The organism is Monashia sp. NPDC004114, assembly GCF_053603855.1.
Map to the genome: position 1 here is coordinate 84,118 of NZ_JBSGGK010000008.1, position 11,251 is coordinate 95,368.

Here is an 11,251-nt window from a genome sequence, read left to right on the forward strand (position 1 = left end):
CGGTGCGCGGCGGGTGCGGGCTGGTCGGACGACCAGCCCGTTCGATGCAGCTGTCAGCTGCCCACGACGCGGGCGCGGCTCACGACCGCGGTGGCCCCGTCGATGGAGTCGACGATGACCTCCTCACCGGGCTCGATGCTCCCGTTGAGCGTGCGGGCCGACCAGGTCTCGCCGGACAGCTTGACCCGGCCCCCTGCGGGGGTCACGCGGTCGAGGGCCACGGCCGACCGGCCGATCTGCGCGGCCGCTCCCATGAGGTGCTGCTCGTGCACGGTGAACCGCTTCTTGAGCCAGGGACGCACCGTCAGGAGCAGAGCGATGGTCACGCCCGCCGCGACGACGGACTGGATCAGGACGGGAGCGCCGAGCGCAGCCGCCGCACTGCCTCCGAGAGCGCCGCCGGCGACCATCAGGAAGGTGAAGTCGGCGGTGACCGCCTCGATCGCCACGAACACCAGGGCCGACCCGAGCCAGACCAGCCATGCCTGCCCCTCGAACACGTTCCCACCCTGCTTTCATCGGGTCGGCGCCAGGACGCCGACGTCCCGTGCGTCACTCCTGTGACGTCTCCAAGTCTGCCTCAGTTCCCTGTCGGCACCTACGGCCGGAGGCGCCCGATGAGGTCACGATCAGGTGGCGGCTCGGGCGGACCACCGCTCGCCGTGGCGCTCGAGCACCAGGGGCATCCCGAAGGTGGCGGTCAGGTTCTCGGCGGTGAGCGTCAGCGTGAGCGGACCGGCCGCGACGACGCGTCCGTTGCGGAGCATGAGCACGTCGGTGAACGACGGTGGGATCTCCTCGACGTGGTGGGTCACGAGGACCAGGGCCGGGGCCTCGGTGTCGGCCGCGAGGTCGCCGAGCCGCCGCACGAGGTCCTCGCGTCCGCCGAGGTCGAGCCCCGCGGCCGGCTCGTCGAGCAGCATCAGCTCGGGGTCGGTCATCAGGGCACGGGCGATCTGGACACGCTTGCGCTCACCCTCGCTGAGCGTGCCGTAGGTGCGGTCGGCGAGGTGGTCGGCCCCGAGCGCCTTGAGCAGCTCCATGGCACGGGCATAGTCGACCTCGTCGTAGGTCTCTCGCCACCGGCCGATGATGCCGTAGGACGCCGTGACGACGACGTTCCCGACGATCTCGTCGCCGGGGATTCGCTCGGCCATCGAGGAGCTGGCAAGGCCGATCCGCGGCCGCAGCTCGAAGACGTCGACCGCGCCCAGCACCTCGCCGAGAACTCCGGCGACCCCCGTCGTGGGGTGCATCCGCGCTGCGGCTATCTGCAGCAGCGTCGTCTTTCCCGCGCCGTTCGGCCCGAGCACGACCCAGCGCTCCCCCTCCTCGACCTCCCACGTCACGTCGTCGACGAGCGTCGTCGCGCCGCGTCGAACGGTCACTCCGGCGAAGGCGAGGACATCGCTCATGCGAGATCACCTTCCAACAAGCACCGCGGCGCCGGCGATGCCTGGACGCAGCGCAGCGAGCGAGGAACGAGCGAGCGCAGCGGAGGAAGGCAACGCCCATCAGGCGCCGCGGCACGCGCCGCAGCGAAGCGAGGCGCCAACAAGCACCGCGGTGCCGGCGATGCCTGGACGCAGCGCAGCGAGCGAGGAACGAGCGAGCGCAGCGGAGGAAGGCAACGCCCACCAGGCGCCGCGGCACGCGCCGCAGCGAAGCGAGGCGCCAACAAGCACTGCGGCGCCGGCGATGCCTGGACGCAGCGCAGCGAGCTGGGTCCCACGCTCTGCGTGGGAGGAACGAGCGAGCGAAGCGGAGGAAGGCAACGCCCACCAGGCGCCGCGGCACGCGCCGGAGCGAAGCGGAGGCGCCATCCAAGACTGCTCATGGCTCGACCCTATGACACGGCCCGGCCGCGGCTCCGGGGACGCACCCTACGATGGCGGGGTGTCCGAGCTGCCCGCCTCAGTGCGCCTCGCCCTCTGGGTGACCGCGGCCTGGCGGGGCGACGTCACGACCCCGGAGGCCCTTTCGCGCGCCTTCCCGGACGTCGACCATGTCGCCGGAGACCTCGCCCGACTGGACGTGTGGCGCGACCTCGGCGAGCGGGCGCTGTTCGTCGCGCTCCCCCGCCCTGGTGACACGAGCCGTATGCCGCCCGGCTCGGTCGCGGCGTCAGCCCACGCAGTCTCGGCCGGCGAGTGCGTCTTCGTCGCGGGCCTCGGTGGAGTGCTCGTCCCGACCCTGTCCGAGTTCGGTCCCGCCGGCGACGTCGGGCTCCGGGTGGACTGGACGGCATACGACGCCGACCCGGTGCCGCGTCATCGCCTGGAGATGCTCGACCTGCGCGACGTCGAGCGGCAGCTCGTTGCGCGGCTGCACGAGCACGCGAGCGGTTTCGTGTCGGTCGGCGGCCACCCGTGGGATGCGCAGGCGCGCGCGGAGGCCGAGTCCGACCTCGACACCGCCCTGTGGGGGATCCCGCCACGCACGTCCGGGCGGGCGCTGCGGATCATGGCACTCGCCGGCAACGTCTCGCGGATGGCACACCGCGCGTCCAGCCTCACCGCGCTCGGGTCGGGCGGGCTCGACGCCGGCACGGCCCAGGCACGGAACCTTCTGCTTCGCGACCTCGGTGCTGACGCCGACGCGGCCCTGACGGACGCGACCAACATTGCGGTGATGTCGATCGCCGGCTGGCGGCCCGCCTGACCCAGCGCCTAGCCCCTAGCCATCGCGGCCGGGCTCGACGGCCTCAAGGTGCGCCAGCACCGCTCTGGCGTAAGCTCGCTCGGCGTCGATGTCGGCGTGGCGATCCAGGTCGCCGTCGCTGGAACGCATCACGACGGCATACCCACCATCGAGCTGCTCCAGCGCAACGAACGCGTCACCAAGCATCTCCCTGAGCTGGTCCTCGCGCGGCAGCCAGACGACCTTGCTGCGCTCGACGCTGTCGAGCGCCCACTCAGTCGTCCCGTTGAACCCGATGACGTCGCCCGTGCGGAAGGGGTGGACGTCGATGGTGAGGTCGCTGATGACGAAGACGTCCTCCTCCATCCCGTCCACCGGCACGACGAAACGGTCGCCCCGCGCGGGCTTCCACTCGAGACCGGCCGCGTTCAGGCGCCTGGCGAGCTCGATCGTCAGCATGCCCCATCCTCACATTCCGCCGCGCGTGGGCCAAGGTCACCTAGATTGGCCGGATGACTGACAGCCCGCAGCTCCCGCAGCTCACTCCGCTCGACGAGTCCACCTTCGACACCGTGCTGTGCATCGCGGCGCACCCGGACGACCTCGAGTACGGCACCGCGGCCGCAGTAGACCGGTGGGTCAAGGCCGGCAAGACGGTGACCTACCTGCTGGTCACTCGGGGCGAGGCCGGGATCGACACGATCCACCCGGACGAGGCCGGTCCACTGCGCGAGCAGGAGGAGCGCGACGGTGCAGCAGAGGTCGGCGTCGAGGTCGTGGAGTTCCTCGACGGGTTCAAGGACGGCGTCGTCGAGTACGGTCTGCCGCTTCGCCGCGCGATCGCTCGCGAGATCCGGATCCGCCGGCCCGACCTGCTCGTCAGCCTCACTCACGCCGAGCGTTTCCCCAACGGCTTCGTCAACCAGGCCGACCACCGGGCCGTCGGCCTCGCCGTCGTCGATGCCAAAGCGGACGCGGGCAACCGATGGATCTTTCCGGGCCTCGTCGACGAGGGCCACGAGCCCTGGAAGCCCAAGAGCCTGCTGGTCTGCGGCGATCCCCATCCGACGCACTGGGTCGACGTCTCCGACCACTTCGACGCCGCCGTCGCTTCTCTCTCGTCGCACGACGACTACCTGACGGCGCTCGGTCCGGACTACCCCAAGCCGACCGAGCTCCTCGAGATGATCCTCGGCGGTGCGGCCGGGGCGCTCGGCGTGAAGTACGCCCTCACCGGCCACCTCATCACCTGATCATCGGCTGACAAGGCGCTCGACCAGGGGTCGCAGCGCCGCCGACCGGCGGCGCTGCCAGTCGCGGAAGGTGGGCTGTCCGGGCCGCTCCGGCTTGAGCGAGTAGAAGCGGAACATGCCAGTGACCGCCACGACGAATCGCGTTGCCTCGTAAGGCAGCCGGGCCAGCATCCCTCGCGCCGTGCTGAGCGCCACCTGCGGTCCACCGACATGACCGGACGCTACGACGTCGAGCGCCAGCGACGCGGCGTCGACCCATGCTGCGCCATGGCACGCCAACGCCCAGTCCACGAGCCACACGTCCTCGCCGTGCGGAACCGCGTTGTCGCAGCGGACGTCCAGATGGACCAGATGCGGGCCGGTCGTCCAGATGGACCACCCGTCCGACATGGCGACCAGGCTCTCGATGTGCGCGCGCTCCCAACCGTCGAGCTCCTCTGGACGGTCGTGCGCCAGGTCACGCCACCCGTCCAGCGGCGGCAGCCGCTGGACGGCCGGCGCCAGCCCCTCGATACCTACGTGACCGGCGCACGTGGCGACGGCGTCCGCAACGGACGCGAGGTGTTGGGAGCGCCACGGTGGCCCGACGGCAGTGCCGTCCGCTGCCTCGGTGACGATGGTGAGCCACCCGTCGTGCTCGAAACCCGCGACCAGAGGTGCGTGCGGCACCGAGCCGGGCAGCATACGGAGCACCTCCAGCTCGCGGCGATGGAGCTCGTGTGCGCTCGGGCTCATCGACGCCGCAACGGATTTCGCAAACACCTGTCGGCCGTCGCTGAGCGTCAGCAGAGCGGCAGGTCCGGGCGACATGCCACCGTGCACCGACTCGATGCCGACCACGCGCGCGCCGACCGCCGCCTCGAGTGCGGCGCGCAGATCCGGTGGAACCTGGTCGAACGGCAGCCGGGGTGTGAAGGCGCCTGTCATGCGCCGCCGAGGACCGCCCGGTAGACCTCGAGCGTCCGGTCCCCGATCGAGGCCCACGAGAACGACTCGACGGCTCGCTGCCGCCCCGCCTGTCCGAACCGGCGCGCGCGGTCGACGTCGGCCACGCCGTCGTTCAGTGCGGCGGCCAGGTCGGCCACGAACTGCTCGGGGTCGACCGGGGTGCCGGTGCCGTCCTGCACCTGCTCGATCGGCACGAGCCAGCCGGTCTCGCCGTCGACCACCACCTCGGGGATGCCCCCGGTCGCCGTCGCGACCACGGCGAGCTCGCAGGCCATCGCCTCGAGGTTGACGATGCCCAGCGGCTCGTAGACCGAGGGGCACGCGAACACCGTCCCGTGGCTGAGCAGTGCGACGACCTCGTTGCGCGGCAGCATGTCCGGGATCCACACGACCCCCTCGCGCTGGCCGCGGAGGTCGTTCATCAGGCCCTCGACCTCGGCCTTGATCTCAGGCGTGTCCGGAGCGCCGGCACAGAGGACGAGCTGCACGTCTGCGGGGAGCGAGGCGCAGGCCCGCAGGAGATACGGCAGTCCCTTCTGGCGCGTGATCCGGCCGACGAACACGACGGACCGCCGGTCGGGGTCGACGCCGTGCCTGCGGACGGTCTCCCGCGCGGCGTCGGACCGGTCTGCCGCCCATAGCTGGGAGTCGATCCCGTTGTGCACCACGTGAACCCGGTCGGGATCGAGGGTCGGGTAGCTCTTGAGGATGTCCTCGCGCATGCCCGCGCTCACCGCGACGACTGCTGCGGCGGCCTCGTAGGCCGTGCGCTCGGCCCAGGACGACACGCGGTAGCCGCCGCCCAGCTGTTCGGCCTTCCACGGGCGCATCGGCTCCAGCGAGTGTGCCGTGACGACGTGCGGCATACCGCCGAGGAGCGAGGCGAGGTGGCCACCGAGGTTGGCGTACCACGTGTGGGAGTGGACGATGTCCGCTCCGACACAGTCACCAGCGAGCGCAACATCGACACCGAGGGTCTGCAGCGCCGGGTTGCTCTGTGCGAGCTGGGGAAGGTCGGGGTATGCCGTCGTGCCGGGTTCGTCACGCGGCGCCCCGAAGCAGCGCACCTGGACGTCGAGGTCACCCCGCGCGCGCAGCGCCCGGACGAGCTCGGCCACATGGACGCCGGCGCCCCCGTAGATGGCGGGCGGGTACTCCTTGCTGAGGATGTCGACGCGCACGATCTGACCCTAGCCCCGCAGGGTCTCGAGACGCGGCGACGCGGCGGAGAAAGCGGACACCAGTGCGGACAAACCTGCCGGGTTGCCGACGATGGCCCTAGGGTGACGTCATGGCCCGACGAAGCCCATCCGCTGGTCCGAAAGTCCTTGCCATCGTGCTCGCCGGGGGTGAGGGGAAGCGGTTGATGCCGCTCACGGCGGACCGGGCCAAACCCGCGGTGCCGTTCGCCGGCATCTACCGGCTGATCGACCTCGCCCTGTCCAATGTCGTCAACTCGGGCTACCTCAAGGTCGTCGTCCTCACGCAGTACAAGTCCCACAGCCTCGACGCCCATGTCACCAAGACCTGGCGGATGTCGACGCTCCTGGGCAACTACGTCACGACCGTGCCCGCCCAGCAGCGCGTCGACAAGAACTGGTATCTCGGTAGCGCCGACGCGATCTACCAGAGCCTCAACCTCATGCACGACGAGCGGCCCGAGATCGTCGTCGTCGTCGGGGCCGACCACGTCTACCGCATGGACTTCAGCGCCATGGTCGACCAGCACATCGAGACGGGCGCGGCCTGCACGGTCGCCGCGATCCGCCAGCCGATCTCGCTGGCGAACCAGTTCGGTGTCATCGAGGTCGACCCGAGCGACCCGTCCAAGATCGCCGCGTTCCGGGAAAAGCCCAGCGACCCGCAAGGGCTGCCTGACAACCCGGACGAGGTCCTCGCGTCGATGGGCAACTACGTCTTCACCGCCGACGCGCTCGAGGAGGCCGTCACCCGAGACCACGACCGCGAGTCGAGCAGCCACGACATGGGCGGCGACCTCGTGCCCGACTTCGTGAAGCGCGGTGAGGCGGGCGTCTACGACTTCAAGGACAACGTCGTCCCCGGCTCGACCGACCGCGACCGCGGCTACTGGCGCGACGTCGGCACGATCGAGTCGTACTACGACGCCCACATGGACCTCATCTCGATCCACCCGGTCTTCAACCTCTACAACTACGAGTGGCCGATCTACACCCAGCACAGCCCCTATCCCCCGGCGAAGTTCGTCCACGGCAGCGGCGACCGGATCGGCGAGGCACTCAACTCTGCTGTCTCCCCCGGCGTCGTCGTCTCGGGCGCGCACATCTACGCGTCGGTCCTGTCGCCCCTGGTGCACGTGCACTCGTACGCGAGCATCCAGGGCTCGGTCATCCTCGACAACGTCACCGTGAACCGGCACGCCCAGATCCGGCGAGCGATCATCGACAAGAACGCCGTCATCCCCGAGGGCTGCCAGATCGGGATCGACCACGAGCACGACCGTGCCCGAGGACTGCACGTCACTGACACGGGGATCGTCGTCGTCGGCAAGGACCAGGTCGTCACACGGTGACCGCACCCGCGTCCGGGCAGTCCGACAACGCCACGACGCTCGCGGCATACGAGGCGCGCGCGGAGGTGTACCGGTCGCAGACCGGGCAGGGAACGCAGACTCCGGACCCGTTCGTCGAGCGGCTTGCGGCGCTGGCGCCGCCGGGTGAGGTGCTCGAGATCGGGAGCGCCTACGGCCGCGACTCGGACACTCTGGAGCGGCTGGGCCGGCCGGTCCGGCGCACCGATGCCACCAGGGCGTTCGTCGACATGCAACGCGCGGCGGGACACGATGCCGAGGTCCTGGACGTCCTGGTTGACCCCTTGGTCGACGACCGCCACGGCCCGTATGCCGCTGTGCTCGCCAACGCCGTCTTCCTGCACTTCACGCCCGAGCAGCTGCACGACGTGCTCACCAAGGTGCGCGGGGCGCTTGTCCCCGGCGGTCTGCTCGGGTTCACCGTGAAGGTCGGTGACGGGGCCGAGTGGAGCGACCACAAGCTCGGCGTTCCGCGCTGGTTCCAGTACTGGCGGGCGGACCCGCTCCGGGATGCCGTGGAAGGGGCCGACCTGGCCGTCGTCGACCTCTCGGCTCGCACCGGGGCGACCTGGGACTGGCTGGTCGTCCTGGCGACGCCCCGCCTGCGCTAGCCAGCCGGCGGCCGGCCCGTGTCGTATACGGTCGTCGAGGCCGGTGAGGCATTCACCGCCATTGGATCTCCCTAGGAGCGCGAGTGACCCCGGACCTGACCCCGGACCTGACCCCTCCCACCAGTGCCGCCGACCCACGTCCGGCGCGTGTCGGGATCCAGATCCCGCCGCAGCACGCCACGTGGGCCGAGATCCGCCGGCTCGTCTCGACGCTCGAGGAGCTGGGGATCGACATCCTCCTCAACTGGGACCACTTCTTCCCGCTGAGCGGGGACGCGGGCGGCCTCCACTTCGAGTGCTGGACGATGCTCGGTGCCTGGGCGGAGGCCACCGAGAGGGTCGAGATCGGCGCGCTGGTGACGTGCAACTCGTACCGCAACCCGAACCTGCTCGCGGACATGGCCCGCACCGTCGACCACATGAGCGATGGCCGGCTCATCCTCGGCATCGGAGCCGGCTGGAAGCAGCTCGACTACGACGAGTACGGCTACGCCTTCGGCACGCCCGGCAGCCGGCTCGACAACCTCGCCCGTGACCTCCCGGTCATCAGGGACCGCTGGACCCGGCTCAACCCTGCGCCGACTCGGGACATCCCGATCCTCATCGGCGGCGGTGGCGAGAAGAAGACGCTGCGCATCGTCGCCGAGCACGCGACGATCTGGCATGGCTTCGGCGGGCCCGAAGAGATCGCGCACAAGCACCGCGTCCTCGACAGCTGGTGCGCCCGCCGTGGACGCGACCCCCTCGAGATCGAGCGCTCCGCCGGTGTGGCCTTCGTCCCCGGGCGTAACCCCGACCAGTCCGGCGACTACGCGAGCAACGCCCAGCAGCTCTACGACGTCGGCACCCGCCTGTTCACCGCCAGCCTCTCGGCCGCACACCCCGACCTCGGTCGCGTGCGTGACCTCGTCGCGTGGCGCGACGAGGTCAACGCCGGCGCCTGAGCCGGACCGGGTCGGGACCCCGCGGGGCTGCCAACGGCCGTATGCCGGAAGGCGCGGCCGTGCGGCATACGCGGTGGTTAGCCTGACGCAAGTGACCGCACCGAACCCTGTCGAGAGCAAGACCCTCAGCATCACCGTGACCGGCGCCGACCGGCCGGGAGTCACGGGAACCCTGCTCGGAGCCCTGTCGGGAGTGGGTGCCGAGGTCCTCGACATCCAGCAGGTCGTCGTCCACGGGCACCTCACACTGGCGCTCCTGCTGCGCACCGGCGAGCACGTCGACGAGCTCCGGGACGCAGCCGCCGTGGCGGCACACCGGCTCGGTCTGACCCTCACCGTCGTCGAGGGCACCGGCGACGGTGCGCGCCCGCGCCAGGGACGCGCCGCCGTCGTCGTCCTCGGGGCGCCACTGAAGGCCGACGCCGTCTCGCTCGTCACGAGCCGGATCGCCGACCACGGAGCCAACATCGACCGGATCCGGCGGCTGTCGCGCTACCCAGTCACGACCGTCGAGTTCGACATCTCCGGAGCGGACGTCGGGTCGCTGCGCAGCGAGCTCGCCCTCGCCGCCACGTCGGCAGGCATCGACGTCGCCGTCGCCCCAGGTGGGCTCGCGCGCCGAGGGCGGCGGCTCGTCGTCCTCGATGTCGACTCGACCCTGATCCAGCAAGAGGTGATCGAGCTGCTCGCGGCGCATTCCGGCCGCGAGGCGGAGGTGGCCGAGGTGACGGCGCGCGCGATGGCCGGCGAGCTCGACTTCGAGGAGTCACTGCGGGCCCGAGTCGCGACGCTCGCCGGTCTGCCCGCGTCGGTGCTCGAGGACGTTCGGGCGACGGTCGAGCTGACTCCGGGGGCGCGGACCCTGGTCCGCACCCTGAGAAGGCTCGGCTTCACGTTGGGACTCGTCAGCGGCGGGTTCATCGAGGTCGTCGGCACTCTTGCCGCCGACCTCGGCATCGACCACGTGCGCGCGAACCAGCTCGAGATCGTGGACGACACCCTGACCGGGCGTGTGGTCGGTGACGTCGTCGACCGAGCCGGCAAGGCCGCCGCGCTGCGCGAGTTCGCGACGCAGGAAGGGCTGCCCCTGAGCCGCACGGTCGCGATCGGCGACGGCGCCAACGACCTCGACATGCTCGACATCGCCGGGCTCGGAGTGGCCTTCAACGCCAAGCCCCTCGTGCGCGAGCGGGCCCAGACGTCGGTGAACGTGCCTTACCTCGACTCGGTGCTCTACCTGCTGGGGATCTCCCGCGAGGAGATCGAGGAGGCCGATCTCGACGACGGCACGCCGACGCAGGCTCCGCCCGTGCCGCACGCCGGTCACTAGGCTGGCGCGATGCGAAGCGACCCACCCCCGGGGCCGCCGGCGTCCCCGTCGGCGTCGACGTCCGATGTCCGGCGCACGCTGCTGGTCATCGGTGGGGCCGAGGACCGCATCGGCCGGTCGGTCGTGCTCAAGCGCTTCGTCAAGCTCGCTGGAGGACGCAGGTCCCACATCGTCGTCGTCCCGACCGCTTCGGCGTTCGCCGACGAGGTGTCCGAGTCCTACCGCGACGTGTTCACCCGGCTGCGCGGCGGGGACGTCTCCGTAGTGCACCCCGTCACCCGTCGGGACGCGAACGACCCGTCGATGGTCGCCTCCCTCGACGCGGCCACTGGCATCTTCATCACCGGCGGGAGCCAGGTGAAGCTGGCCCAGAACGTCGTCGGCACGCCGGTCGGCGACGCCATCATCCGTGCCTACGACCGCGGCGCGGTCGTGGCGGGGACATCGGCCGGCGCATCGATCATGAGCCGGTTCATGATCTCGCTCGGCGAGGAGGGCCTCACGCCCCGCCAGCGCGCGAGCCAGATCTCGGCGGGCCTCGGGCTCGTCGAGGACGTCATCATCGACCAGCACTTCGAGCAGCGCGGGCGGTACGGCCGCCTCATGTCCATGGTCGCGGCGTCACCGAACCTGCTCGGGATGGGGATCGACGAGAACACCGCCGCCGAGATCCGCAACGGACGGGTGATGTCCGTCATCGGCGCTGGGTCGATCTTCCTCGTCAACGCCCGCAACGCCATCACCGACGCCCCCGACGCTCGCCGAGGAGCCCCGCTGCTCGTTTCGGGAGCAGTCGTGCACTCGCTGCCCACGGGCAGTACGTTCGACCTGGAGCACGTCGAGCTGACCGCTTTCGTCGAGCGTCACCCGGACATCGAGGGCGCGGTCGTCCCGGCCAAGGTCCGCGCGGCGCGCTCGTCCAGCAGCGCCGCCCACTGAGCCCCGCAGGAGGAAAT

At 70.8% G+C, this 11,251-nt stretch carries 12 protein-coding genes; 7 read left to right on the top strand and 5 right to left on the bottom strand.

Going from position 1 to position 11,251, the window contains the following annotated elements; translation table 11 throughout:
* Positions 1 to 53 precede the first annotated feature (53 nt).
* The gene (locus ACWEOW_RS12240; protein WP_452269475.1) at positions 54 to 500 is read right to left on the bottom strand and encodes an NfeD family protein; all 447 of its coding nucleotides are present in this window, start codon (positions 498 to 500) and stop codon (positions 54 to 56) included.
* Positions 501 to 629: 129 nt separating this feature from the next.
* Positions 630 to 1,415, bottom strand: a complete 786-nt coding sequence (locus ACWEOW_RS12245) for an ABC transporter ATP-binding protein (protein WP_452269476.1) — start codon at positions 1,413 to 1,415, stop codon at positions 630 to 632.
* A 481-nt stretch (positions 1,416 to 1,896) separates the two neighbouring features.
* On the opposite strand from ACWEOW_RS12245, the gene ACWEOW_RS12250 reads away from it, so the two are divergent.
* A complete protein-coding gene (locus ACWEOW_RS12250) occupies positions 1,897 to 2,661 on the top strand; it encodes a hypothetical protein (protein WP_452269477.1) in 765 nt (254 codons plus the stop codon).
* A 15-nt stretch (positions 2,662 to 2,676) separates the two neighbouring features.
* Here ACWEOW_RS12250 and ACWEOW_RS12255 read toward each other — a convergent pair whose 3' ends face one another.
* Positions 2,677 to 3,099, bottom strand: a complete 423-nt coding sequence (locus ACWEOW_RS12255) for a pilus assembly protein CpaE (protein WP_452269478.1) — start codon at positions 3,097 to 3,099, stop codon at positions 2,677 to 2,679.
* A 53-nt stretch (positions 3,100 to 3,152) separates the two neighbouring features.
* On the opposite strand from ACWEOW_RS12255, the gene ACWEOW_RS12260 reads away from it, so the two are divergent.
* Positions 3,153 to 3,893: a PIG-L deacetylase family protein gene (locus tag ACWEOW_RS12260; RefSeq protein ID WP_452269479.1), complete on the top strand. Its 741-nt coding sequence runs from the start codon at positions 3,153 to 3,155 to the stop codon at positions 3,891 to 3,893.
* Here ACWEOW_RS12260 and ACWEOW_RS12265 read toward each other — a convergent pair whose 3' ends face one another.
* Entirely contained in the window at positions 3,894 to 4,820 is a 927-nt protein-coding gene (locus ACWEOW_RS12265; RefSeq protein ID WP_452269480.1) for a hypothetical protein, read from the bottom strand.
* Positions 4,817 to 6,022 (bottom strand): glycogen synthase, encoded by a 1,206-nt coding sequence (gene glgA, locus ACWEOW_RS12270; RefSeq protein WP_452269481.1) that lies wholly within the window; start codon positions 6,020 to 6,022, stop codon positions 4,817 to 4,819. The genes ACWEOW_RS12265 and glgA overlap by 4 nt, the downstream gene beginning before the upstream one ends.
* 110 nt (positions 6,023 to 6,132) lie before the next feature.
* Here glgA and glgC point away from each other — a divergent pair, with 110 nt between their 5' ends.
* The 5 genes from glgC (at position 6,133) to ACWEOW_RS12295 (ending at position 11,234) form a co-directional block, all read left to right on the top strand.
* On the top strand, positions 6,133 to 7,392 hold the full coding sequence (glgC, locus tag ACWEOW_RS12275; RefSeq protein WP_452269482.1) for a glucose-1-phosphate adenylyltransferase: 1,260 nt from the start codon (positions 6,133 to 6,135) through the stop codon (positions 7,390 to 7,392).
* Entirely contained in the window at positions 7,389 to 8,021 is a 633-nt protein-coding gene (locus ACWEOW_RS12280) for a class I SAM-dependent methyltransferase (RefSeq protein WP_452269483.1), read from the top strand. Before glgC ends, ACWEOW_RS12280 begins: the two co-directional genes overlap by 4 nt.
* An 83-nt stretch (positions 8,022 to 8,104) precedes the next feature.
* Positions 8,105 to 8,965, top strand: a complete 861-nt coding sequence (locus ACWEOW_RS12285) for an LLM class F420-dependent oxidoreductase (RefSeq protein ID WP_452269484.1) — start codon at positions 8,105 to 8,107, stop codon at positions 8,963 to 8,965.
* Between the two features lie 91 nt (positions 8,966 to 9,056).
* Positions 9,057 to 10,295, top strand: coding sequence for a phosphoserine phosphatase SerB (serB, locus tag ACWEOW_RS12290; RefSeq protein WP_452269485.1), 1,239 nt, complete (start codon positions 9,057 to 9,059; stop codon positions 10,293 to 10,295).
* Positions 10,296 to 10,304: 9 nt separating this feature from the next.
* Positions 10,305 to 11,234: a cyanophycinase gene (locus ACWEOW_RS12295; protein ID WP_452269486.1), complete on the top strand. Its 930-nt coding sequence runs from the start codon at positions 10,305 to 10,307 to the stop codon at positions 11,232 to 11,234.
* The last annotated feature ends 17 nt before the right edge of the window (positions 11,235 to 11,251 follow it).

Excerpts from the sequence above, each read along its gene's own strand:
- ACWEOW_RS12245 (WP_452269476.1), bottom strand. The coding sequence starts at position 1,415 with ATGAGCGATGTCCTCGCCTTCGCCGGAGTGACCGTTCGACGCGGCGCG.
- ACWEOW_RS12265 (WP_452269480.1), bottom strand. The coding sequence starts at position 4,820 with ATGACAGGCGCCTTCACACCCCGGCTGCCGTTCGACCAGGTTCCACCG.
- glgC (WP_452269482.1), top strand. The coding sequence starts at position 6,133 with ATGGCCCGACGAAGCCCATCCGCTGGTCCGAAAGTCCTTGCCATCGTG.
- ACWEOW_RS12260 (WP_452269479.1), top strand. The coding sequence starts at position 3,153 with ATGACTGACAGCCCGCAGCTCCCGCAGCTCACTCCGCTCGACGAGTCC.
- ACWEOW_RS12295 (WP_452269486.1), top strand. The coding sequence starts at position 10,305 with ATGCGAAGCGACCCACCCCCGGGGCCGCCGGCGTCCCCGTCGGCGTCG.
- ACWEOW_RS12255 (WP_452269478.1), bottom strand. The coding sequence starts at position 3,099 with ATGCTGACGATCGAGCTCGCCAGGCGCCTGAACGCGGCCGGTCTCGAG.